Source organism: Chitinophaga pendula (assembly GCF_020386615.1).
In the GTDB taxonomy this organism is placed as follows: Bacteria; Bacteroidota; Bacteroidia; order Chitinophagales; family Chitinophagaceae; genus Chitinophaga; species Chitinophaga pendula.
In genome coordinates, this window is record NZ_CP077769.1 from 4,703,396 (window position 1) to 4,728,672 (window position 25,277).

The following is a 25,277-nucleotide window of genomic DNA, read 5'->3' on the forward strand; positions in this document are numbered from 1 at the left end:
CGCCTGTCTGATCCCAGCAAAAGGCCGGTCAGTACACAAAACCATATCAGTTATAAGTTTATCGGATAATAGCCCCTCAAAGGCTGCTGCATCGCGGAAAACACCATAACAAGTTTATTCTAAAACCATGTCAAAATGTTGATGAATCAAATCAATACCTACGCCAACGCCGTTGGCCCTACCAACCAGAACATATGCCCATACCCGGATGGTTACCAACCCGACAACGTATATGTCATATTTTATTAGCATATTGCGATACTTTATTACCAAAATGTAAGACCTAATTGACTTAAATTCATAAAATCATATGTGCGGAATAGTTGCATACATAGGACAACGGGAAGCTTATCCCATCGTACTGAAAGGATTAAAAAGACTGGAATATAGAGGATACGACAGCGCCGGGATCGCCCTGATCAATAACGGCCTGCAGGTATATAAAAAGAAAGGAAAGGTAGCCGAACTGGAAGAACACCTGACCGGCAAAAATGTGCAGAGTAATATCGCTATCGGCCACACCAGATGGGCCACCCACGGCGAACCGAGCGATCGTAACTCCCACCCCCACCAATCCGGTAATGGCAGGTTAGCCATGATCCACAATGGCATCATCGAAAACTATGCGCAACTCAAGCAGGAACTGCTCAATAAAGGCCATGTTTTCAAAAGTGATACCGATACCGAAGTACTCGTACACTTCATAGAAGAAATACAGGAAAGCAACAATTGCTCCACTGAAGAAGCCGTACGTATCGCCCTGAAACGCGTCGTAGGTGCATATGTAATCGTGATCATCGATTCCAAAGACCCTAATACCCTCATCGCAGCCCGCAAAGGTAGCCCCCTGGTAATAGGCGTAGGCCGCGGCGAACATTTCCTCGCTTCCGATGCCTCTCCAATCGTAGAATATACCAAAGAAGTAGTATACGTAAATGACTACGAGATCGCCATTATAAGAGGAGATGAACTCATCCTCAAAAATATCTCCAACGAAATTCAAACCCCCTATATCCAAAAACTGGATATAGAACTCGCAGCTATAGAAAAAGGTGGACACGACCACTTTATGATCAAAGAAATATTCGAACAACCACAAACTATCTTCGATAGCCTCCGTGGCCGTCTCGATGCCAAATTGGGCACCCTGACCATGGGTGGTATCCGCGATCATGCTGACCTCCTGAAAAATGCAAACCGTATCGTGATCGTTGCCTGCGGTACCTCCTGGCACGCCGGCCTAGTAGCAGAATATATGATAGAAGAACTCTGTCGTATACCCGTTGAGGTAGAATATGCCTCAGAGTTCCGCTATCGTAACCCCGTTATTGGTAAAGGAGATGTGATCATCGCCGTATCCCAATCCGGCGAAACAGCAGATACACTCGTGGCCATAGAAAGCGCCAAAGAAAAAGGCGCTATCATCCTGGGTGTTTGTAATGTCGTAGGCTCTTCCATCGCCAGGGCTTCTCATGCCGGTGCTTACACCCATGCCGGCCCCGAGATCGGCGTAGCCAGTACCAAAGCCTTCACAGCACAGCTGACCGTACTCGCCCTCATAGCACTCAAAATCGCTATCGAAAAAGGTACCATCACCCAACAGCGATTCCAGCACCTGCTCGATGAACTCGAACATGTACCCGAAAAAGTAGCTGCCGCACTCGAACTAAACGAAAAAATCCGCCAGATCGGTGATAAATACAAAGATGCCCGCGACTTCCTGTTCCTCGGCCGTGGCTACAACTTCCCGGTAGCACTCGAAGGAGCCCTCAAATTAAAAGAGATCTCCTACATCCATGCCGAAGGATACCCCGCAGCAGAAATGAAACATGGCCCTATCGCACTGGTAGACGAAAACCTGCCGGTAGTATTCGTTGCCACCAAAGACAGCTACTACGAAAAAGTAGTATCTAATATACAAGAGATCAAAGCACGTAAAGGTAAAGTCATCGCAGTGGTCACCCAAGGCGATCAGGTGATCCCAGGTATGGCTGACGACGTAATAGAAGTACCCGAAGCAGATGAACTGGTAGCCCCTATCATCTCCGTAATTCCATTACAACTGCTGGCATATCATATCGGCGTACTTAAAGGCTTCGATGTAGATAAACCGAGAAACCTGGCGAAATCTGTGACCGTTGAATAATCACAGTCGTAGCTATTGAATAAACAAGAAGGAAACACCAGACAATAATTGTAAATGTAAAAGCAGATGCTGCAACGTCCTGCGTTGACAGCTCCCTGCTTTTACATTTTACGTTTTTCCATTTCGTGAAAATTACCTACCTATACTCCCCGTACCGCTGCTTAATCCAAACATTGCTGCATGAATAAGATAGTTAAGAAACCGCTCACCCAGCTGGGGTACAATTTCATCGAAGGCCCGTACCTTCCCAAAGGAAAAGATGAATACCACCTGCGCAACCAACAGTGGGGCCGGCAAAATGTATATCGTAAACTCACCGCCCAAGAACTTGAAACACTTGTAAGGAACGATAATACCTCTGATGATTGGAATAACATATTCGTAGCCGAAGAATTCAATCCGCAACTCGTACAACACTGCCACTTCTTCGGCATGGTCCGGATCGGAAAACTGGAACCTTACTACCTCGAATTTCATAACCTCCGCCTCCCGGTAGGACTATATAACAGCACCATCTGCGCCTGCGATTTTGGAGATAATGTCGTTGTACACAACGCCAACTTCCTTTCCCATTATATCATCGGCAATGAAGTGATGATCACCAATGTCAATGAAATGGCCATCACCGACTACGCCAAATTCGGTAACGGTATAGTAAAAGAAGGAGAACCAGAGAACGTACGCATTTGGCTCGAACTGTGTAATGAAAACGGTGGCCGCAACGTCATGCCCTTCGATGGCATGCTGCCCGGAGATGCCTGGCTCTGGACGCGTAACCGCGACGACCAGCAACTCATGCAGCAATTCAAATCGTTCACAGAAAAACAATTCGATAAAAAAAGAGGTTACTATGGTATGGTCGGCGATCGTACCGTTATCAAGAATTGTAAGATCATAAAAGATGTGACCATCGGCTCCGATGCCTACCTGAAAGGCGCTAACAAGCTGAAAAACCTGACCATCAACAGCGCTCCCGGTGCCGCCTCTCAGATAGGAGAAGGCTGTGAAATGGTAAATGGTATCATCGGATATGGCTGCCGCGTATTCTATGGCGTTAAAGCGGTTCGTTTCGTTATGGCATCCCACTCCCAGCTTAAATACGGCGCCCGCCTTATCAACTCCTACCTTGGCAACAACGCCACTATCTCCTGCTGCGAAGTACTTAACTCTCTTATCTTCCCGGCACATGAACAACACCATAACAACTCGTTCCTCTGCGCCGCAGTGATTATGGGGCAAAGTAACATGGCCGCAGGTGCTACCGTAGGCTCCAACCACAACTCAAGAGGTGCCGATGGTGAAATAATCGCAGGCCGTGGATTCTGGCCCGGACTATGCGTTAGCCTGAAACACAACTCCCGCTTCGCGTCATTTACCCTCATCTCCAAAGGGACATACATGCACGAACTGGATATCCCGTTCCCATTCAGCCTCGTAATGAATGATGAACATGATAATACCCTGAAGATCATGCCGGGATACTGGTTCATGTATAATATGTACGCACTGGCCCGCAACTCCTGGAAATACGTAGACCGTGATAAACGTACCGAAAGAATTCAACATATAGAATACGATTACCTCGCTCCCGATGCCATAGAAGAACTCCTGCAGGCACTCCCGCTTATTGAGACCGCAGTAGGGAAAGCCTGGTATAAACAACAGACTAAAACAACTACCAAGGCTACCGAAAAAGACTTCCGGCAAAAAGGAATCACCCTGTTGCATCAACATCCGGAAGAAGTAGCCAAACTGGCCGTATATGCCGATAATATCGAAAACAGCAACAGGAAAGTACAACTCCTCAAAGTACACCGGTCCTATACCCTACTCAAACAGCTGGTAGTACTATACGGTATCCGCAATATAGTAGAATATGCTCCCAACCTGGAGTCATTCACAGCCCTGCAAAACATCGTTAAAACGGCTCGTAGAAGCACTTGGCAGAATATCGGTGGGCAGCTGATGAAAACAGAAGTAGTAGACGATATCAAACAACGGATCAGAAAAGGAAAGATCAACAGCTGGCACCAGCTACATGAAACCTATACACAGGTAGGGGAGCAATATCCGCTGGACAAACTACAACATGCCATCGCCTCCATGCTCTACATACAAGGCATCGCACCAAAGGATTTTAACACAGACCTTCTCAAACAATGGCTACAACAATCCGTATACACCCTGGGGCTACTGACAGAAGGAATCTATCATTCCCGGGAAAAAGACTATACAAATCCCTTCCGCAAAATGGTATACGAAAATGAAGCAGAAATGGAAGCAGTCGTAGGTAAACTGGCCGACAACAGCTTTATCCAGCAAACCATCGCCGATCTAAAAGCATACAAGAAAAAAGTAAAAGAACTCTCTCGTAAATGGGAACTTTGATAGATCCAATTGCTGCATGATCCAGGAAAATCCGTTGCTTTGCAAAGGAGCCGCCTATAAAAATAGAAAATACAGCATATGGAAAAGAAACGTTGTAGCTGGTGCACCAAAGACCAGCTCTATATAGATTATCACGATCAGGAATGGGGAGTACCACAACACGATGATACCCACCTTTTCGAAATGATCAATCTCGAAGGAGCACAGGCAGGTCTGAGCTGGTATACAGTACTTACCAAAAGAGAGAATTATCGTAAAGCATTCGATAACTGGGACGCGAAAAAGATCGCAAAATACGACGATAAAAAAATAGCCGAACTGCTGGAAAACCCGGGTATCATCCGCAACCGCCTGAAAGTAGCAGCTACCATTGGTAATGCAAAAGCTTTTCTTGCCGTACAGAAAGAATTCGGCTCATTTGATAAGTATATCTGGTCCTTCGTAGACCATCAGCCAGTTATCAACAACTACAGATCCATAGCAGGAGTTCCCGCCAAAACGCCGGTCTCCGATGCAATGAGTAAAGACCTGCTGAAAAGAGGGTTCAAATTTGTAGGCTCGACCATCTGTTACGCCTTCATGCAAGCCACCGGTATGGTCGACGATCACATGCCCGAATGCTGGAAGAGGACCAGCAAAAAGAAATAAAAAAACAAATGCCACACCATAATAGTGTGGCATTTGCCTTTAATACTTTACCAGCCCATTTTTAACGTTGTGCAAGTAGCAGCGGATCGATCAGGCTGTTAACAAAACTACGGGTCACTACCTCCACTTTTACACGGGTAAGTCCCCTGGCAATAAACCCTAGTTTACCGGCAGCCTTTTTAGTAAGATCGATAATACGAGTATTCTGCTCATGAAGACGGTCCGTGATCCGGACTACCACCCAACGCCCGTTACGGGTATTGGTCACCTTCACATAAGTACCCAGGGGAAGGCTATTATGCGCTGCCGTCATCTCTTGATTACTGAAAGTCTCCCCATTAGCTGTTTTACGGCCATTGAATTTATCTGCATAGTAACTGGCAGTACCATGCCCAGGTTTTCCCTTTTTGTCGCCATTTTCCCGACCCGAAGCCGGTATCAGTAACATGACGTGCAAAAAACCCACACTGCTCCATTTCACCAGTCTTTTTAAAAATTTCATAGCCGTGGAGTGCGCAAAAACCATGCTAATATTAGATTTAATTATAGGATATGTATATGTTTTATAAAATGAAAATCTTATGCATTAGCGCTATCTAATGAGTATTTCACTCAGGGATGGATTATTGATGAGTCCGGGATCTGTCAAGGTGTTCAGGAAGAAATAAAGCGCTCTTTTCTCAGCAACGTTTAATGGAAGTCCATTCTTTAACAGTGGATCCAGGGTAGTCCGTAAAGCCGGGTCCTGTGAAGCATTCTCTACAATGCCCCGATCGTAATGGTCGAACACCAGGTAAATATCGAAAAATCTGCCATCGTGCATATATGGCGAACTTTTCAGCACATTCCTCAATGAAGGTACGCCAAATTTCATATAATCCGACGCATTATTGGTGATTTTCATACGCCCGATATCATTCAGCGCCGGGATCTTGGACAGCCCATTATTGCGATAGGAGAAGTCACTGAATAATGGCTCCTTATGACAAGCTGCGCACTTCTGCTGAAATATCTCATAGCCATGCTGCTCCTCCAACGTAAACTGCACCCCCGGCGCCTGCCGCATCACACTATCGTACTTCGAATTAAAAGATACCATCGTCGCCATAAACTGCGTTAGGGCCCGGAATATCCGCTGGCTGGTCACCTCCTCTGTACCGAATGCCGCCTTGAATCGCAGCCGGTAGCCGGCATCAGATTGTAAATTCCTAACCAAAGTACCTAGGTCCTGTCCCATTTCGTTGGGGTCTGTGATCGGCGTCAATGGCTGTATCTCCAGGTTATTCACCCCCCCGTCCCACATAAAGGATCGTTTCCAGATCAGATTGAATAAAGTAGGCACCGTACGGGTACCAATACGCCCTTCAATACCATGACTCAAAGAATGATCGAAATGACCAAATGCAGCAAACTGCTGATGACAAAAACCACAGGAAACAGTACTATCCTTAGACAAACGTTGATCATAAAACAAATAACGGCCTAAAGCAATCCCCTGCTTGGTAAGCGAATTCTGAGAGAAATCATAAACCGGCACAGGCCATCCGGTCGGCAATATCAATTCATATGGCTCCGGCGCATCCTGCCCCGAACGGATACTCGCATCTCCTTTACGGCAGGCAGGCGATAAAGCCCAGATCAGACCGGCCAGAAAAATACATCCATATATAAACCGGGTCCGCATTACTGATTACCAACTTTAACAACAGAAAACATGCGTTTATACTTATCCGCCATCATTACCGATACCGGCCCTGGCGTCATCCAGCTGGACAATGTCTTGAAACTGACAGGATCAGGCCCCGAAAACCATTTCGACACATCCGCCACCAGGGATACCCCATTCGCCTCATTACTCCGTAATACCAATCCCGGCACGTCCAGCATCACCGTACGCACAACGTTCTGTGCACCTACATATCCACCGATATGAAACTGTAACTGATGATCGGGCTGCATAGACACCGGCGAATTACCTTCCACCTTCGCCATAATATACCCACTGTTCCAGGTCCAGAACATACCATACACAGGATCCAAGGCGCCGCTCTGAGCCCCGCTGTTATTACGGGCACTGTCTACACCAATACGAAAAGATAAACGGGAAAAATTACCTGCAGGTAATCCGTTGATGATGATCTTCTTAGACGCAGCACTATCCTCACTCACCAAAAAATAAGTATCAGCCACCGTAACACTTTTTTCATCCGGGTAATATAGGGTAACATTACCTATATAATATTTAAACGCACTGATCGTATAGGCCTCTCCTACCTCATTCTGATAACTAACACCCGAAAGTGATAATGGCCGTGCGCCTACAACATGGCTGATATTAAGCTGCAGCGTTGCATTCTGCTCCGTAATAATAGTCGTCTTTTTCTGCTTGCTACACGCAGCAAAAATCACCAGTAACATCGCCGGCAAAAAAATAATACGGGGTATGCATACAGAACGGTACAACATTGGGAATGGCTTTGAGTGTTTAAGATACGACGTTTTTTATCCTTTCAGGATATATATTCGTCACGAAACGTACGCCCTCTCAATTTGTTACTGAATTAACAGGATTTTAATAGCTGATAAGGTACCTTTACAACATCCATTTATCTATAGAAATATCCATACATGCTCCGGATCTTCGTCGCCGTCATTTGTATCCTTTGTTTACTCACCGGCAGCTGCCTGGCCCAATCATCGCTTAAAGGGCTTGTACTAAGTGAAGATAGCATCCCCCTGGCCGGTGTGTCGATCCTGAATAAAGAAAATAAATCCTCCGCCGTTACAGATGATGCAGGTACTTATAACCTACGTGTGCAGAAAGGAGATACCCTGCTGATCAGGGCCATTGGCTATACCCCCGTATTATACCTGGTAGCAGACAGAAGAGCTACCCCCCGGCATTATCTTAAAAGACAACCCCTGGAATTAAATACCATTAACATCCGTCAATACAATTTCTTCAAAGACTCTATCGCATTTCGCAACGAGTTCAGAAAAAATTTCGAATTCAGACGAAAAAAATGGTATGAAGTATATGGTATCTTAAGCCTTAATCTCAACAACCTGCAAAAGGTGATGCAGTTCAAAAACAATCGTAAACAATTACATTTCAAGAAAATATTACTACAAAAAGAGCAGGACAATTTTATCGACCGCTATTATTCCCCCGACCTGGTCACACAACTAACCAACCTGCATGGAGACAGCCTGACACAGTTCATGCAACGCTACCGGCCTTCTTACGACTTCATTAGAAATGCTACACAATATGATATGGGAGAATTCATCAAAAAGAGCTATATCAGCTTTGTACAACAGGCATCCTCCCATTAACAGTACTTATCTCCGCTGATACCCTCTCCAGCCATAATAAAATACGATCAGGAAACAGAACATAGGTATAATATAGGCCATTGCAGTAGATTGCACGTCCGCGATCAACCCCATAAAATATGGCATCAGCGCTCCTCCCACAATAGACATAATGATAAAAGAAGACCCTTTCTTAGTATTAGCTCCCAGGTCCTTAACACCCAAGGCAAAGATGGTCGGAAACATAATAGACATGAAGAAAAAGACAGCCATCAGCGCGTATACCGATGACGCCCCCTGACCGGCTATCACCACCGCACACAAGGCAACATTGACAAGCGCATAGATAGCCAGTAACTTATTAGGTGCCACTTTCTTCATAATTGCTGTTCCCGCAAAACGACCGATCGTAAACAACAATAAACTTACACTTAAAAGTTTTGCGGCTTCTTTACTTCCCATGCCAGCCCAATATTCCGTCACGTAATTCACAAAAAGAGCAGCGATCCCCACTTGCGCTGCCACATAAAAAAACTGGGTGATCACCCCCCATACAAAATGAGAATTGGATAACAAAGGACGCGTAGGCATGCTATTATCTGCTACCTGTGCCGTAGCATCCTCTTTAATTTCGGGCAAAGATGTACGGTAAAAGAAAAAGGCGATCAGCAATACCACCGCTGCAATAATAATATATACCAGTTGCACGGTAGCCAGATCACTTCCCCCTGTAGCCCCACCTTCTTCACCCCCAAAGAATAATTCTGCACCGATCACCGGCCCTAAAAATGATCCCAATCCATTAAAACACTGGGAAAGGTTTAGTCGCTGCTCCGAAGTTTCCTTACTACCCAAAACAGTCACATAAGGGTTGGCAGCAGTCTCCAGGCAGGTAAGCCCGCAAGCCAGTATGAACAATGCCAGCAGGAAAAAATTAAAGTTCAGCAGATGTGCAGCCGGATAAAACAGGAAAGCCCCGCCGGCATACAGTAACAATCCCATTATAATCCCTCGCTTGTAACCAAAACGGTTCATGAACAACCCCGCAGGCAACGCCATCAGGAAATATGCACCAAAATAAGCAGCTTGCAATAATGTAGACCGTCGCTTGGTAATGTCCAGTACCTCCTGGAAATGTTTGTTCAATACATCCAGCAGACCATAGGCCAGCCCCCAAAGAAAGAATAAACTGGTCACCAGGATGAGCGGGATCAGATATTTTCCCGACTTGTTTGTACTGGTATAGGTAGTGTTACCAACTGCGCCGCCTGCCATAGAGTAGATTTTGATGTTTTAAATGGTTGAGATAAATGCTTCCCGTGGAGAAAAAAAAAGTGACATATTAGCTGATAGAACGGTCCAGGTGCGTATATCCGCCGTCCACATAAATGATTTGCCCGGTTGTATGTGAAGAACGGGCCGACAACAAAAATACCGTCATCGCAGCAATTTCATCGGAGGTCGTCATCCGCTTTTCCAGTGGTATTTTGGCTACAATACTATTCAGTTTTTCCTTCGGATCTGGTAAAGAGTTAATCCAGGTTTCATATAATGGTGTCCACACTTCTGCCGGGATAACAGTATTTACCCTTACACTATACGGCAATAACTCTACTGCCCACTCCCGGGTAAGTGCATTAATCGCTCCTTTGGATGCAGCATATCCCGACGTATTACCTTGCCCGGTAGTAGCCACCTTAGAACCTATGTTGACAATATTACCGCTATTGGCTTTGAGATAAGGCAATGCATAATGCGCCAGGTTATAGTAATGAGACAGGTTGGATTGAAGCGATGCCATAAACTTCTCCGGACTACCGTTTTCAAGCCCCACCCCATCATTTGCACCTGCATTGTTCACCAATCCATGGACAGTACCATACTTATCCACCGTAGCCTCGATGACCTTTTTGCACGCATCAGGATTACCCAACTCCGCTACAACACCGTACGCCTTTCCACCTGTAGCTTCAATAGCTACCACCGCTTTCTCATTATCCCGCTCATTACGACCAGCTACGACTACAATAGCACCTTCCTCGGCCAGCTGACGAGAAATCGCTTCTCCTATACCTTTCGCGCCACCAGTCACAATGATCACCTTATCCTTTAATCCCAGATCCATGATATCAGTTTAATTAGTTATAAATTATAAAATTGTTTAGCATTACCTCCCCATACCATGCGCTTCTCGGCAAACGTAAGCCCTTGCATATAATCTTCCAGTAAAGCACACCATTCAGCATACTGTGCCGCAACCAGACATACCGGCCAATCAGAGCCAAACAGCAACCGCTCCGGCCCGAAGGCTTCAAAAACCACGTCCAAATATGGCCGCAGGTCATCGGCATGCCAACCTTGCCAGTCAGCTTCCGTCACCATACCACTGACCTTGCAATACACGTGCGGATGTCTTCCCAACTGCCTCATATCGTTCGCCCACTCATGGATATCGCCGGACCGGATCGCTGGTTTGGCCAGATGATCCACTACCAGCTTTTGCGCAGGACACTGCGCCACAAAAGATACCACAGCTGGTAATTGCGTGGACAATACCAGTATATCATACGTAAATCCAAAATCCTGCAACGCCGCTATACCGCGTAGAAATTCCTTTCCCAGAAGAAAAGCAGGATCAGGTTCTGCCTGCACAATGTGCCGGAAGCCTTTTAATAACGGAAACTGCTTATAATGAAGTAGTCGCTCCCGGATATGCTCCGCACGAAGATCCACCCAGCCTACTACTCCCTTTATAAATGGATATGCTCCTGCCAGCTGCAGCAACCAGTCGGTCTCTGCTTCCGACTGATCAGCCTGTACGGCAACACAACCGGTAATGCCATTCGCTGTTAACACCGGTTGCAGATCATCAGGCAGAAAATCCCGCTGGATCACTTGCATGTCATCCGTGATCCAGGCATCCTTTACGGGATGATATCGCCAGAAATGTTGATGGCTGTCTATACGATCGTCACTGTGATGAAATAGGTCGTTATTCATATATTCATAAGTGGAAAATTCATTAACGTGAAGCTCCTATCCGTCCTGTCTTCACTCGTCTATTAGTCGTATAGCGCTAAAGCCCGAATATTTTTTTCATTTCGATCCACTTCTCTCCGGGATTGGCAATAGGCAATGGCTGCTGGTATTTCCACATCAGTTGCTCCCATTCCTGTACTTTAGGACTCGCAGCATCCGCTGCCGCCTTACGCTCCCCGTCAAATTCAGCAGATACATCCATGATCATGAACAGACGATTCATAATGCGGTAGATCTCCATATTCAGTATCCCGCTGTCCGTAATACTCTGTTTGATCTCCGGCCATACCGCCTGATGATAACTTTCATATTCTGCTATAAGCACCGGATCATCCACAAGATCCAACGCCAGGCAATACCTTTTCATATCTGATAATTATAGTCCGTATAAGGACGCTGTTCCCGCTGCAGGAACAGCATCCATTAGAAATTATTTCCAGGCCTGTGCCACCTGTTTCGAGGTGCCCATACCATCAATACCTAATTCTATCACATCACCTGGTTTTAAATAAACCTGGGGATTCATACCCAAACCTACACCTGCCGGCGTACCGGTAGAGATGACATCTCCTGGCAGCAAGGTCATAAACTGGCTGAGATAAGAAATGAGGAAAGGCACCTTGAAAATGAAATTAGAAGTATTACCGTCCTGCATTTGCTGACCATTAACAGTCAGCCATAAACGTACGTTGTCAATATCCGCAATCTCATCTTTAGTCACCAACCAGGGCCCTAATGGAGCAAAGGTGTCACAGCTCTTACCTTTTACCCACTGACCACCTCTTTCCAGCTGAAAAGCCCTTTCACTATAATCGTTATGTAAAGCATAGCCGGCCACATAGTCCAGTGCATCCTTTTCCTCGACATAACTGGCCTTTTTACCAATTACCACTGCTAATTCTACTTCCCAATCGGTCTTTTCGCTCCCTTTGGGTATAACCAGTGCATCGTTAGGACCTACCAGCGAAGAGGTACTCTTAAAAAATACGATTGGCTCCTGTGGTAGCTGGGCATTTGTTTCCCGGGCATGGTCTGCATAGTTCAACCCTATACAGATGATCTTGGAAGGACGCTGAACAGGCGCCCCCAAACGAGTGCCGGCAGGGATAACCGGACAGTCCTTTCCATGCTGCTCCCACCAACTAGCCAAACGCTCCAATCCCCCCGTCTCAAAAAATCGCTCTCCGTAATCCTCACCAAAAGCGCTGACATCAAATTGTCCCGCCGCTGTTACTACACCCGGTTGCTCCGCTCCCGGTAATCCAAACCTGATCAGTTTCATTTGTATTGATTTGAAAGTTGACGACAGCGGTGATTACACCACTATCAGTATACTTGTTTCAGTTGTTTTATTTTCAATCGGCCCTGCACGACCTGTATATCAAGCACCCGGTCTACTTTCTGCTGCTTGTCCACATATCCGAATACACAATGATCTTCAGACAATGCCTCTATAGCAGGATCATAACCAGTAGGAATCGCTATCATCTGCTCTTTACGCGCACCGGCAAATTCAGTATACAGATTAACAGAATCCTTACTGTTATTAACCTTGAACCGCACTATAAAGTCAGCGGATATCTTACCCGATAAAATATGCTTGTTATAATCATGCTGCAATAACTCCTTCTGCTCTGTTATCTTCCCCAGCCCTTTCACGTCTTCTACATAATGCCATATCTGCTCCGGGGGAGTACCTACATGGAATATCTTCAGCTCCTTTCCGTCTTCACTCTGGCTCGCATGATAATAACGTGTGCTCCTGCTACTTTTTAACACCCCAATATAACAACTGTTGGGCTTGTCCCATACCATCTTATAAAGGTCTTCCTCTTGCACCCCCTTCGCCAAAGACACTTCAAATCGCTTCTCCTTCTCTAAATTCCCCAGCTGGAAACGGATCTTAACATGCTGCGTGTCTTTATCCTTATCCTCTATGGTAATGGCGATAGTGCCAGCTGGCTTTGCTTCCACCAACGGGCCGGCAGCCTGTTCTTTGTCAGCCGCTCCCTGATTGTTGGATGAATGGCAAGCTACGACGAAACTAATAATGGCTGCTACAAATACGGTCTTAAAGAGATATTGCATATAATAGTTTTATCTCTGCAAGATAAGCCGTATCAATTATTTAATTTAATGAAGCCCCCATCGATCGGATAATCACACCCTGTGATAAAACCAGCTTCGTCTGCACATAGGTACAGTGCCAGGTGAGCTACCTCCGACGGTTTCGCCATACGGCCGATCGGCTGCGTTTTAGATAACTTTTCAAACATTTCCGGCTCACGCCCGGGATAATTTTTGGCCAGGAATCCATCCACAAAAGGTGTATGCACCCGTGCCGGAGAGATACAATTACAGCGGATACCGTCCTGTATAAAATCTTTAGCCACCGACAATGTCATCGTCAATACAGCACCCTTACTCATCGAATAAGCAAAACGATCCGGAATACCCACACTCGAAGCAATAGAAGCGACATTTAATATCACACCACCACCCTGTTGCTTCATCTGACCAATTACCGCATACATCGCATTATAGGTACCTTTCACATTCACCTGGTATATCCTGTCCAGGTCAGCTTCAGTAGTATTTTGAAGATTTCCTATATGCGCAATACCGGCGCAGTTCACGAGGATGTCTATACGACCGGTTGCAGCCTTGATAGTCTCCATCGTGTTTATCATCGCCGCCTGGTCCGATACATTGCAGGCATGCAATGATGCCAGCCCCCCTTCCGCTATGATGGCTGCCGCTGTTCCCTTCCCTCCATCCTCGTTCAACTCAATAATATGTACATGAGCTCCCTGCGCGGCAAAACATTGTGCAATAGCTTGTCCTATTCCACTTCCGCCTCCGGTCACCACGGCAGTCTTTCCATCTAATCGAAACAAGTTCATCTTTGATTAATTTAAGGGTTCTAAAATACCCAAATAAACAGGGTCGCAGCAATTCTTTTTTAACCGTAATTTGTAGTTTCTTGCCCAATTTTAATAAAATCCAATGCAAAAAAAGGCTTCGCCCGGTCAAAAAGTACCGATTACACCTTTTATTCATAATAAAAAAAACTAGCGTGTAGGATTATATAACTTTACAGTACCATCCCCTTCACCGCAAACGACCAAAAGATGCTTACTATTCGGGCTGCTCTTTGCATCTACAAAATATACCCCTCCGGTGCATCTCAGGTCTTCAGTAACTTCAGAAATGCAGGCGCTGAAAAACAGTGGCATCCAGTTGCAGATCTTTCACCCTTACATTTTCCGCATAAGCATCCCATTCCCTTAAGTCCCCCTCATTAGCAGTGAACAGATACGGGATACCAGTATTTAGTACGCATCTGTTTGATTTGATATGCCTGATGGTAAAAAAAAACTGATATCCGCCGTCTAAACAAGAGGTTATTTGTTATCAATTCTCTCTCCTCCCTTTCCGAAAGACATAAAAAAAGAGGGACTGCCGCATATCTTACTATACGACAGTCCCTACCTTCAAGTAGTCCAAATCTGGATCTAAAATATCTTATTCAAAGCATCTACATACGCATGTACCGATGCATTAACGATATCCGTCGAGTAGCCAAAACCATAATAAGAATGACCATTATGTTTCACGCGCATATTCACTTTACTCACGTCTTCACTTCCTCCGTGCATCGCCTGTATACTGAATTCATCAATATCGATGTTGTCCTTGATAATCTCGTGGATAGCATTGATCGTTGCATTCACAGGACCATTACCCGCAGAACTGGCTTCGTGTTCTTCTCCATTCACTTTCAGCTTCACAGTGGCCATAGGACGTAGTGGATCGCCACATACTACCTGCAACAAAGTAACTTTGATTGCCTGATCCGCATAGTTTTTTTCGTCACCATCACCCATCAGTTGCTGCAGGTCTGCGTCGTTGATCTCCTTCTTCTGATCGGCCATTACCAGGAAGCGCTGGTACACTTCATCCAGGTTGATCTTATCGATCTTGTAGTCCAGGCGTTCCAGGTGATGTTTCAATGCATGACGGCCACTGCGGGCAGTAAGGATGATCGAATTACTGGAAATACCCACATCCTCCGGATTTAATATCTCATAGTTTTCACGATGTTTTAATACCCCATCCTGGTGAATACCGGAACTGTGAGCAAAAGCGTTGCGGCCAACGATGGCTTTGTTTGGCTGCACCGGCATACGCATCATAGTAGATACCAGGGTGCTCAAACCATATATCTGCTTGGAATTGATATTGGTATTATATCCAAGACCATGATGTGTTTTCAGGATCATAGCCACCTCTTCCAGAGAAGTATTACCGGCACGCTCTCCTATGCCGTTAATAGTACACTCCACCTGTCTGGCGCCATTGATCACGCCCGCAATGGAATTGGCAGTAGCCAGCCCGAGGTCATTATGACAATGCACGGAGATAATTGCCCTGTCAATATTGGATACGTGATCCACCAGGTATTTGATCTTGGCACCATATTGCTCCGGCAGACAATAGCCGTTAGTATCCGGTATATTTACAACTGTAGCTCCCGCTGCGATCACAGCCTCTATCATACGTGCCAGGTATTCATTATCTGCTCTACCAGCATCTTCTGCATAAAATTCCACATCATCACAGAAATTCCGGGCATAAGTCACTGCCTTAACCGCTCTTTCCAGTATTTCCTCCCGGGTACTGTTGAATTTATATTTGATATGCATATCTGAAGAGCCAATACCAGTATGGATACGCTTGCGTTTAGCAAAACGAAGTGCCTCTGCCGCTGCATCAATGTCCATGGTATTAGCACGGGTCAGCGCACATATCACGGGCTCACTTACCGCTTTGGATATCTCCACTACACTCTGGAAGTCACCAGGACTGGAAATAGGAAAACCTGCTTCGATAATATCCACTCCCAGCGCTTCCAGCTGCTTGGCTACCTCGATCTTCTCTACAGTCGTCAACTGGCAGCCTGGTACCTGTTCACCATCACGCAGGGTGGTATCAAATATATATACACGATTTTTATCCATGTGAATTTGTTATTAAGGTTGAGTAAATGAAAAAGCGTTATTAATTCAGGTTCTCCAATACTTTTGCGCCCATCGCATCCGTACCCATGATGAGATCATTTACAGTATGCTTATTGGCAATGTCCATCGTCCGGTAGCCTTGCTTCAGCGTAGCTTCCACCGCTTTAATAACACGTTGTGATTCTGTTTTCAAACCAAATGAGATATCAAGCAATAAAGCAGCTGATAATATAGATGCCAGCGGATTGGCAATACCCTTGCCAGCGATATCATGTGCAGAACCGTGAATAGGTTCATAAAATCCTACCTTATCTCCTACAGATGCAGAGGCCAGCATACCCATGGAACCCGCTATCTGAGAAGCCTCATCTGTCAGGATATCTCCGAAAAGATTCCCCGTCACTACGACATCAAAGCGTTTGGGGTCTTTGATAAGCTGCATAGCCGCATTGTCAATAAACATATGTTCTGTCTCCACATCAGGATACTCTTTGGCAACTTCCTGTACTACTTCCCTCCACAGTCGGCTGGCTTCGAGTACGTTTGCTTTATCTACAGAACAAAGTTTATTACGCCTGGTACGTGCCGCATCAAAAGCCTTACGGGCAATACGTTCTACTTCATAGCGATGATAGATCATAAGATCCGAGGCCGTATTTCTGTCATTTGTTCGTTGCTTCTCTCCAAAATAAACATCACCTGTCAACTCCCGGAAGAACAGGATATCTGCTCCTCTGAGTATCTCCGGCTTTATACTGGATGCCTCCAGCAATTCGTCAAACAGTTTGATCGGACGCAGGTTGGCATATAATCCCAACTCTTTGCGGATCTTTAATAACCCTTGCTCAGGTCTTACCTTCAGCGTAGGATCATTATCATATTTAGCATGGCCGATAGCGCCGAACAGGATCGCATCACTGTTACGAGCCTTTTCCAGCGTCTCATCTGGCAGCGGGTCGCCGGTAGCCTCGATCGCTACATGCCCCATAATGCCTTCTTCGAAGGTAAAAGTGTGTTTAAAGTTCGTGGCAATAGCCTGTAGTACTTTCTGGCCCCAGGAAGTTACTTCCTGTCCTATTCCGTCACCGGGTATTATCAATATTTTCTTCTCAACGCCCATTATTATTATTTAACAGTTTAAGTGCAATACAGGTAGATCAAAAATTAAATTCCCGGCTAGCTTCATACGCCTCCACTTCCTTACGCAGACTGAGTAAATAGTCGATGTCATCATAGCCATTGATAAGACAGGTCTTTTTATACGGATTGATATCAAACGTAGCCTGTTCTCCGGTTGCCACTATCCTGATGTATTGTTGCTCCAGGTTCACCTCCAGCTGAGCATTGACATCAGCCGCTATAGTCCGGAATATACTTTGCAGAAAAGCATCGCTGACAACTACAGGTAGTATGAAATTGTTTAAGGCATTGTTCTTAAAGATATCCGCAAAAAAACTGCTCACCACCACTTTAAAACCATAATCTGCCAACGCCCAGGCCGCATGCTCGCGGGAAGAACCACAACCAAAGTTTTTGCCTGCTACAAGTATCTGCCCCTTATACACAGGGTTATTCAATACAAAATCAGCTTTAGGCTGATTATTGCTGTCAAACCGCCAGTCACGAAACAAATTCTCTCCAAATCCTTCACGGGTAGTGGCTTTAAGAAAGCGTGCCGGAATGATCTGGTCCGTATCAATATTCTCTATGGGCAGCGGAACTGCAGTAGATGTAAGCTGTTGGAAGTTTTTACTCATATCTATTAATAAATTCAGTCGTGATTATTTTTCGGCATGCACCCGTAACCTTACGTAATCTGCATACCATTTTCCATCTTTATAATGCGTATCGTAGAGCAACTGCTGGGTTTCCCGCAATATCACCTCTTGTTTTTCTACCGGCACATCTGAAAATATCCGTTCTCCAAACATTCGCAACCACTCCACTATACCGTTTTCCGGATCAGACAAAACCGTAGGCCGATCAAAAAAATAAGCCTTCCGTACCACAAATCCCGCCTCCTCTAATAACGTACTATATTCACTCAGAGATGGAAAATACCAGAAGGCCTGGTATTCATATCCATGAAGAGCCATTACTTTTTCCAGAGCATGCAATATTCCGCCCACATTTCCCTTGGCGCCCATTTCCAATATCAGCCGGCCACCTGGCTTCAAATGACGGTACATTCCGGCTATGACAGCCCGGGCATCCGGCATCCAATGTAGGGCTGCATTAGAAAAAACGGCATCATATACCCCCGGCAATGAAAAACCTGCAGCATCAGCTACCACCAGGTCTAGTCCGGGATACTGAGCACGCGCGCTGGCTATCATCTCCCCATCATTGTCCAAACCCGTTACCAACGCGCCGGCATCTGCCAGCTTAGCAGTTAGTTCGCCCGTCCCACATCCCAGATCAAGGATCTGCTCCCCGGCCAATGGCTGTAACCATTCCAGTAAGCTATTACCATACTCGAATACAAAAGAATGTTTCTCCTTATATAATGTGGCGTTCCAATGTTCCATAACATGTTGCAATGACATGATCAAATAAGTTCCCTTACATCCATCACTTTCCCCGTAATGGCCGCTGCAGCGGCCGTCAGCGGACTGGCCAGGAATGTACGGGCATTAGGCCCCTGCCGGCCTTCAAAGTTGCGGTTAGAGGTAGATATACAATACATTCCCGCAGGTACCTTGTCCTCATTCATACCCAGACAGGCAGAGCAACCGGGCTCCCGCAAATGAAAACCCGCCGCCTCAAATACTTTATCAATACCTTCCCGCTTCGCCTGTGCTTCTACCTGCTTGGAACCAGGCACAATCCACACCACCACATCAGCAGCCTTCTGCTTCCCTTTCACAAAATCAGCCACCATCCGGAGATCCTCTATCCTGGAATTCGTACAGCTGCCAATAAATACATAGTCAACCTTCTTCCCCAGTAAAACACTACCAGGTTCGAGATCCATATACTGCAGTGATTTTTTGAAAGATGGCTGCTCCTGCGCATCCAGCTGATCCAGAGAAGGAATATGTTGCGTCACCCCCATTCCCATACCAGGATTGGTTCCGTAGGTGATCATCGGCTCAATATCAGCTGCGTCAAACTCCAATGTGACGTCAAATTCTGCGTCAGTATCGGAATATAGGGTCTCCCAGTATGCAAGTGATTTATCCCAGTCAGCTCCTTTGGGCGCGAACTCACGGCCTTTTATATAATCAAAGGTCACCTGGTCGGGAGCAATCAGTCCACCACGGGCTCCCATTTCAATACTCATATTGCAAATGGTCATCCGGGCCTCCATGCTTAAACCAGTGATCGCTTCGCCGGCATATTCCACAAAATAACCGGTAGCACCGGAAGCTGATATCTTGGAAATGATATAAAGTATAATGTCTTTGGATACTACACCTTTCTTTAACTGCCCGTTCACCGAGATCTTCATCCGCTTGGGTTTGTATTGCAGGATACATTGTGTCGCCAATACCTGCTCTACCTCCGAAGTACCTATACCAAATGCTATCGCTCCAAAGGCACCGTGCGTGGAAGTATGACTGTCTCCACATACAATGGTCATCCCCGGCAGGGTGATCCCCAATTCCGGTCCTATCACATGCACAATACCCTGGTAAGGATGCCCCAATCCATATAATGCTATACCAAACTCGGCGGTATTTTTACTGAGCATCTCCACCTGCAACCGGCTCAACGCTTCTTTGATAGGCAGGTGCTGGTCGACCGTTGGCACATTGTGGTCGGCCGTCGCCCGCGTTTTAGCCGGACGAAATACAGGTATCCCACGCTTACGCAGTCCATCAAAAGCCTGTGGACTGGTCACTTCGTGAATAAAATGGGTGTTAATGTACACAGCGTCCGGATATCCGGGTTTGTTAAATACAACGTGGCTATCCCAGATCTTATCAAATAATGTTTTCCCCATCCTTTTTTATTTAGCTCCCCGCCTAGCTACTGTAAATCAATTGCCATTATATTTATATGAGCGGAGATTCGTTAATTTTACGCTTCCTTGTGTTGTACCTTCAAATCTAATGGGCAATAGTTATTGACCAGATAGTTAAATTTGATATAATTACGATTCTTAAAAGCTGTGAGCAGTCATCAAAAAGATGATTATCAATCACTTACAATATTTTATCAACGATGCCCAACAGTCAGCAGGACGCATTATTCATATTAATAAAAACACTAACAAAAGCAGAAAAAAGGCATTTTCAGCTGGCTTTTAATAAAAACAACACCAAAGAAGACGTCCTTTTCGTCCAACTCTTCAATACGTTGGATAAAATGAAGGACTACGACGAGGAACAGATCCTCAAAAAGATACCCGACATCAAAAAGCAGCAGCTGTCGAATGTAAAAGCACACCTTTACAAACACCTGCTCACCAGCCTCCGGCTACTTTATAAACAAAAAGACCCGCTAATAGAACTCCGCGAGCAATTGGACTATGCCCGCGTACTATATCTGAAAGGGCTATATAACCAAAGCCTTCGCCTGCTGGCTAAAGCCAAAACCATGGCCATAGACTGCCAGGAAGTAATGTTGAGCTATGAGATCGTGGAGTTCGAAAAACTGATTGAGTCACGGCACATCACCCGCAGCCTGGAGAACCGGGCCGACGAACTAAGTGAAGAATCGCTCCACCTCCGTCAACAGCTGGCTAATGCCAATACCCTTTCCACATTATCACTGAGACTATACGGGTTATACCTGAAATTAGGGCACGCCCGTAATGAGAAAGACGAAGCCATGGTAAAAAGTTTCTTCGAAAGACAATTACCAGCCCACCAGTCTTCCAGGATGAGCTCCTACGAAAAGATACATCTTTACCAGGCCTACTGCTGGTATTACTACATACTCCAGGACTTTGTAATGTACTACCGCTACTCCCAGAAATGGACAGACCTGTTTACAGAGTATCCTTCATTGCTCAAAACAGATGTAGACCTGTACATCAAAGCCATACACAACCTCCTGACAGCACACTTCTATACTATGAACCACGAAAAGTTCAAAACAGTGCTCGAAAAACTAGAGTGTTTCATGGCCAACAACGATGAACAGTTCAACGAAAATACAAAGACATCTGCCGTCGTACATCTATACACCGCCCGGATCAACCAACATTTTATGGAGGGCACCTTCAGCAATGGCCTCAGGTTAGTACCGGAACTGGAAGCCGCGATCGCAGAACATCAGCTGAAAGTAGACCAACACCGGGTACTGGTATTTTACTATAAAATAGCTTGTCTCTACTTTGGCAGCGGAGATAATAACAAGACGATTACCTACCTCAATAAGATCATCAATTTGCGTATAGGAAGCCTGCGCGCAGACATTCAGTGTTTCGCCCGCATCTTACACCTGATTGCACACTATGAGTTGGAAAACTATAGCCTGGTAGAATATCTCATCAAGTCGGTTTACCATTTTATCTCCAAACATAAAGACCTCGGACAGGTAATGGAAGAGATCCTGAAGTTCCTGCGTAAGAACATATATGCACATCCAAAGGCACTGCGCGAAGCTTTTATCGACCTCAAAGAACGGCTGGTACAGATATCTAAAGACCCTTACGAGAGAAGATCGTTCCTCTACCTGGATATCATTTCCTGGCTGGAAAGTAAAATCGCCGGCATCCCGGTACAAACAGTTATTCATCGTAAATTCCTCGCAAAAGAGCCCAGGATATAAGTGGGCAATTTGTTTCAGGAAATGTGCAAATCGTTTATATTTTCCTATCCGCAATGTTGTTGCAGCCCCACTTAGTTAATTTGCCGTGCATCGTCTTATTAATGACCTTCTAAAACGACTGCGACATGCACCCGCAAAGAAAGACAGTTACTGCGCCACATAACCCAGCGCTTCACCTATCTTTATTATCCGACAGGTCTTTGGCAGCTACCTGTTTCAAATATCACCGTTCGTGTCCCTCAATGGCATTCATACATCATTGCCGGCTAATTCCCTATTGTATAGGTAAATAATAGTATACCTGACTTATTTAACCCTCATCCTTCCAAACTTATCGTAATCTGGCACAGGCTAACTACTCACGCCTGACAGAGAACAATGATTACTATAACAGGAACCAGCTCCCTGTTTATTGTCTTATACCATGATCTATTGTTCACTAAAACAATCGTTTATGCAACTCCTTGTAGCATCACCACAGTTGGTTGCCCCCAAAGTGATACCTGCTATTGAAAAAGCCTTTGGAAAATATCACATTACTATTGCCCAGGCAAGAACACTGGTACTTGATACCGGACGTATCATATCCCAACACATCACCTTCAATGACTTTACTCTTTGGGATCACCTGTTTTTCATTCAACAACCCATTACATTGTTTGCCCGGGCCGATGTCTGCACCTTCTCATTACAATGCATGCTGAAAAATTCGCTGACAACAACACTTCCACAACAGGGAACTGTTACCTTACATGAAGGGCAGCAATGCTGGAGTGTGATGCAGCCTTCTCAACTTGAACTACAATTGCAGCCCGGTATCTATCGCTTCTTTCACCTCGACATTTGCCCTGCATTCCTTCAACGTCTCTGTACCGACTATCCATTTCTATCTGCACATCTGCAACAAGCAGAAACAGCTCCCTCCCGCATTTTCAGCAAACAGGAAACTGGCATTTCACCCGAAATGAAACTATTGATCGATCAGATCATACAACATAAAGGCACCGGATACGGCGCTCATGCCGCCATCGAATGTTGGGCACGTCACCTCTTTATGCTCTCCTTGGATAAAATTGCGCAGCGCTATGAACCACATTCACTTTCCTACCAACAGCAGCAGAAAGAAAGATTCAGTGCAATAAGAGCCTATATACATAATAACCTGGATGAAAAACTAACCATCGAAACGATTGCAAAACATTTTCACATGGGCACTACCTGCCTTAAAAAGGGTTTCAGAGAACAGTTTAATACCGCTGTCTACGATTATATCCTTCACCGAAAAATAGACAAAGCAAAGGTATTGCTACAGGCAGGTATGAGCGTACGGGAAGTAGCGTGGCATACAGGCTATTCAGAGCAGGGCAACTTCAGCCGTGTCTTTAAAAAACATACAGGGATCGTACCTGGCCTCTTTAGGAAAGCATTACTTAACGCGCCTGATTTGATAGAAGATGAAAAACAGATTTGATATGTGGATCAGGCTGATAACAGATAAATTGTGAGCGATACAAAAACCCTCTCTTATGAATACGCGTAACCGTATCTGTCTTTTCATTATGCTTATGGCAACAGGATGGTTTACTAGCTCCTATTCGGCGCGTTTACCGTTCAATTATATCTGGTTCGATGTAAACCGAGGCTATAAATTTAAGTGTTATGGCACCGAAGCTCAGGCACTGGCTAGTTTTCCACTTAATGAATATGGACTGCTGGCATATGGGTATGATCCCGGGCGCTGGCAAAGAGGATACGATCCTTTCTACGCGGTAGTGTACGAAGGGCCACATAGCATGGTAGTAGTATATGCTTCTCTGATCCGTGACGAAACGGGCAAGCCCTATGGCAACAGCCTGATCATCGATAACGAGTTATACCGATAGTAACGTCTGAATTGATAGATAAAAATACCCGAATTGATGAACATTAAAAATAGCAGTCCGTTACTTTTACATCGTCAGTAATTATACCCCACTCTTTGGTTAAGTACACCCATTAAAAGAACACAACGCGAATGTATGTCTAGGAAAATATGGATAGAAATAATTGCCGACCTGCTGATCATTGTTTTTGCCATAATGGCCGCGGGCCAGCTATCAAAATACGAAGTATTTTTATTGTTACTACATTTCCAACCTTATATTAATCAGTTACCTGTTCAACTATCCTGGGTAATACCTGCAGCCGAACTGGTCATTGCTATCATATTGATCATCCCACGCAGCCGTAACGTTGCCCTGTATATGGTTCTAATAACAATGAGCGTTGGCGCCATCTACCGGATTTCACTTTTTAGTGCCGGTCTCCATTTGCCATGTATATGTGGAAATTTATTACGTCCGCATCTGACAGAACAACTACATATCTTTTTTAACCTGCTACTGGCAGGGCTGGCATTAACCGGTATAATATTATTCAGAAAAGAAAAGCGGTACATCAACGCCCACATACAACGGGCGCTTACCATATAGCTCAATAAACGTTTTGTTGTACAACACCCGCCTGTCTGCAGCAGGTATTACAGGGGCTACCGAAAACCTGAGAAAGAGTAGGTACATCCATAATTTAACCATTAAAGTTTTTTCTGCTTTTTAAGACTACAAAAGCACGTATTTTATGAAAACTTTGAAACTCGGCGTTGCCTTGATCGCTCTCGCAGTAGGTTTTGCTACTAGCGCTTTCACTACTGCTCCCCTTGAGTATGTTTGGTTTGATGCTCCTACCTTATCTTTCCAAGTATATGGTACTGAAGCCTTAGCCAATGCCCAAATCACTCCTGCTAAAAAAGGTCTGATTGCTTACGGTTATTTCGCACAACGCAATACGCAATCAACTAATCCGTTTACATCTATCGTTTTTGCCCCGGCGTCAACTGTAGTATTAAGCGCTCAGCTGTTAAAAAATGGTACTCAGCTTACCGGTAACAGTCTGCTGATTGACCAAGAACTGTACAGACAACCATAAGCATCGTTGCTATGCTTCTCTAAAAGCAAATAACA

General features: G+C 45.2%; 24 protein-coding genes. 9 read left to right on the forward strand and 15 right to left on the reverse strand.

Annotated features, from left to right (window positions below):
* Positions 1-310 precede the first annotated feature (310 nt).
* The 3 genes from glmS (at position 311) to KTO58_RS16865 (ending at position 5,182) form a co-directional block, all read left to right on the forward strand.
* On the forward strand, positions 311-2,146 hold the full coding sequence (gene glmS / locus KTO58_RS16855; protein ID WP_225859799.1) for a glutamine--fructose-6-phosphate transaminase (isomerizing): 1,836 nt from the start codon (positions 311-313) through the stop codon (positions 2,144-2,146).
* A gap of 180 nt (positions 2,147-2,326) precedes the next feature.
* A complete protein-coding gene (locus tag KTO58_RS16860) occupies positions 2,327-4,534 on the forward strand; it encodes a DUF4954 family protein (protein WP_095838250.1) in 2,208 nt (735 codons plus the stop codon).
* 78 nt (positions 4,535-4,612) lie between these two features.
* Entirely contained in the window at positions 4,613-5,182 is a 570-nt protein-coding gene (locus KTO58_RS16865; RefSeq protein ID WP_095838249.1) for a DNA-3-methyladenine glycosylase I, read from the forward strand.
* A gap of 61 nt (positions 5,183-5,243) precedes the next feature.
* On the opposite strand, the gene KTO58_RS16870 is transcribed toward KTO58_RS16865, so the two are convergent.
* From KTO58_RS16870 to KTO58_RS16880, 3 genes are all read right to left on the reverse strand, one after another.
* Positions 5,244-5,684 (reverse strand): septal ring lytic transglycosylase RlpA family protein, encoded by a 441-nt coding sequence (locus KTO58_RS16870; RefSeq protein WP_225859800.1) that lies wholly within the window; start codon positions 5,682-5,684, stop codon positions 5,244-5,246.
* Between the two features lie 90 nt (positions 5,685-5,774).
* Positions 5,775-6,866, reverse strand: coding sequence for a cytochrome-c peroxidase (locus tag KTO58_RS16875; RefSeq protein WP_095838247.1), 1,092 nt, complete (start codon positions 6,864-6,866; stop codon positions 5,775-5,777).
* A complete protein-coding gene (locus KTO58_RS16880) occupies positions 6,866-7,648 on the reverse strand; it encodes an MbnP family protein (RefSeq protein WP_157752894.1) in 783 nt (260 codons plus the stop codon). The genes KTO58_RS16875 and KTO58_RS16880 overlap by 1 nt, the downstream gene beginning before the upstream one ends.
* A gap of 162 nt (positions 7,649-7,810) precedes the next feature.
* Between KTO58_RS16880 and KTO58_RS16885 the strand changes: the two genes are divergently transcribed.
* The gene (locus KTO58_RS16885; RefSeq protein ID WP_095838245.1) at positions 7,811-8,518 is read left to right on the forward strand and encodes a carboxypeptidase-like regulatory domain-containing protein; all 708 of its coding nucleotides are present in this window, start codon (positions 7,811-7,813) and stop codon (positions 8,516-8,518) included.
* A 6-nt stretch (positions 8,519-8,524) separates the two neighbouring features.
* Here the strand turns inward: KTO58_RS16885 and fucP are convergent, their stop codons facing one another.
* The 12 genes from fucP to leuC all read right to left on the reverse strand — a co-directional run bounded on the left by fucP (position 8,525) and on the right by leuC (position 20,503).
* A complete protein-coding gene (gene fucP / locus KTO58_RS16890; protein ID WP_095838244.1) occupies positions 8,525-9,772 on the reverse strand; it encodes an L-fucose:H+ symporter permease in 1,248 nt (415 codons plus the stop codon).
* 67 nt (positions 9,773-9,839) lie between these two features.
* Entirely contained in the window at positions 9,840-10,622 is a 783-nt protein-coding gene (locus tag KTO58_RS16895; protein WP_095838243.1) for an L-fucose dehydrogenase, read from the reverse strand.
* Positions 10,623-10,639: 17 nt separating this feature from the next.
* On the reverse strand, positions 10,640-11,497 hold the full coding sequence (locus tag KTO58_RS16900) for an amidohydrolase family protein (RefSeq protein ID WP_095838242.1): 858 nt from the start codon (positions 11,495-11,497) through the stop codon (positions 10,640-10,642).
* A 76-nt stretch (positions 11,498-11,573) separates the two neighbouring features.
* Positions 11,574-11,903, reverse strand: coding sequence for an L-rhamnose mutarotase (locus tag KTO58_RS16905; protein WP_095838241.1), 330 nt, complete (start codon positions 11,901-11,903; stop codon positions 11,574-11,576).
* 63 nt (positions 11,904-11,966) lie between these two features.
* On the reverse strand, positions 11,967-12,818 hold the full coding sequence (locus KTO58_RS16910) for a fumarylacetoacetate hydrolase family protein (protein WP_095838240.1): 852 nt from the start codon (positions 12,816-12,818) through the stop codon (positions 11,967-11,969).
* 44 nt (positions 12,819-12,862) lie between these two features.
* The gene (locus tag KTO58_RS16915) at positions 12,863-13,624 is read right to left on the reverse strand and encodes a hypothetical protein (RefSeq protein ID WP_095838239.1); all 762 of its coding nucleotides are present in this window, start codon (positions 13,622-13,624) and stop codon (positions 12,863-12,865) included.
* A 32-nt stretch (positions 13,625-13,656) separates the two neighbouring features.
* A complete protein-coding gene (locus tag KTO58_RS16920; protein ID WP_225859801.1) occupies positions 13,657-14,439 on the reverse strand; it encodes an SDR family NAD(P)-dependent oxidoreductase in 783 nt (260 codons plus the stop codon).
* Between the two features lie 612 nt (positions 14,440-15,051).
* Positions 15,052-16,557, reverse strand: coding sequence for a 2-isopropylmalate synthase (locus tag KTO58_RS16925; protein WP_095838238.1), 1,506 nt, complete (start codon positions 16,555-16,557; stop codon positions 15,052-15,054).
* 40 nt (positions 16,558-16,597) lie between these two features.
* A complete protein-coding gene (gene leuB / locus KTO58_RS16930; RefSeq protein WP_095838237.1) occupies positions 16,598-17,677 on the reverse strand; it encodes a 3-isopropylmalate dehydrogenase in 1,080 nt (359 codons plus the stop codon).
* Between the two features lie 37 nt (positions 17,678-17,714).
* A complete protein-coding gene (gene leuD / locus KTO58_RS16935; protein ID WP_198315211.1) occupies positions 17,715-18,314 on the reverse strand; it encodes a 3-isopropylmalate dehydratase small subunit in 600 nt (199 codons plus the stop codon).
* A gap of 24 nt (positions 18,315-18,338) precedes the next feature.
* Positions 18,339-19,085, reverse strand: coding sequence for a class I SAM-dependent methyltransferase (locus KTO58_RS16940; protein ID WP_095841525.1), 747 nt, complete (start codon positions 19,083-19,085; stop codon positions 18,339-18,341).
* A gap of 20 nt (positions 19,086-19,105) precedes the next feature.
* Entirely contained in the window at positions 19,106-20,503 is a 1,398-nt protein-coding gene (gene leuC / locus KTO58_RS16945) for a 3-isopropylmalate dehydratase large subunit (RefSeq protein ID WP_095838235.1), read from the reverse strand.
* Between the two features lie 221 nt (positions 20,504-20,724).
* Here leuC and KTO58_RS16950 point away from each other — a divergent pair, with 221 nt between their 5' ends.
* The 5 genes from KTO58_RS16950 (at position 20,725) to KTO58_RS16970 (ending at position 25,242) form a co-directional block, all read left to right on the forward strand.
* Positions 20,725-22,278 (forward strand): hypothetical protein, encoded by a 1,554-nt coding sequence (locus KTO58_RS16950; protein WP_095838234.1) that lies wholly within the window; start codon positions 20,725-20,727, stop codon positions 22,276-22,278.
* A gap of 454 nt (positions 22,279-22,732) precedes the next feature.
* Positions 22,733-23,749, forward strand: coding sequence for a helix-turn-helix transcriptional regulator (locus tag KTO58_RS16955; RefSeq protein WP_157752893.1), 1,017 nt, complete (start codon positions 22,733-22,735; stop codon positions 23,747-23,749).
* Between the two features lie 55 nt (positions 23,750-23,804).
* Positions 23,805-24,161: a hypothetical protein gene (locus KTO58_RS16960; protein ID WP_095838232.1), complete on the forward strand. Its 357-nt coding sequence runs from the start codon at positions 23,805-23,807 to the stop codon at positions 24,159-24,161.
* Between the two features lie 135 nt (positions 24,162-24,296).
* The gene (locus tag KTO58_RS16965; RefSeq protein WP_095838231.1) at positions 24,297-24,749 is read left to right on the forward strand and encodes a MauE/DoxX family redox-associated membrane protein; all 453 of its coding nucleotides are present in this window, start codon (positions 24,297-24,299) and stop codon (positions 24,747-24,749) included.
* A 145-nt stretch (positions 24,750-24,894) separates the two neighbouring features.
* A complete protein-coding gene (locus KTO58_RS16970) occupies positions 24,895-25,242 on the forward strand; it encodes a hypothetical protein (RefSeq protein WP_095838230.1) in 348 nt (115 codons plus the stop codon).
* The last annotated feature ends 35 nt before the right edge of the window (positions 25,243-25,277 follow it).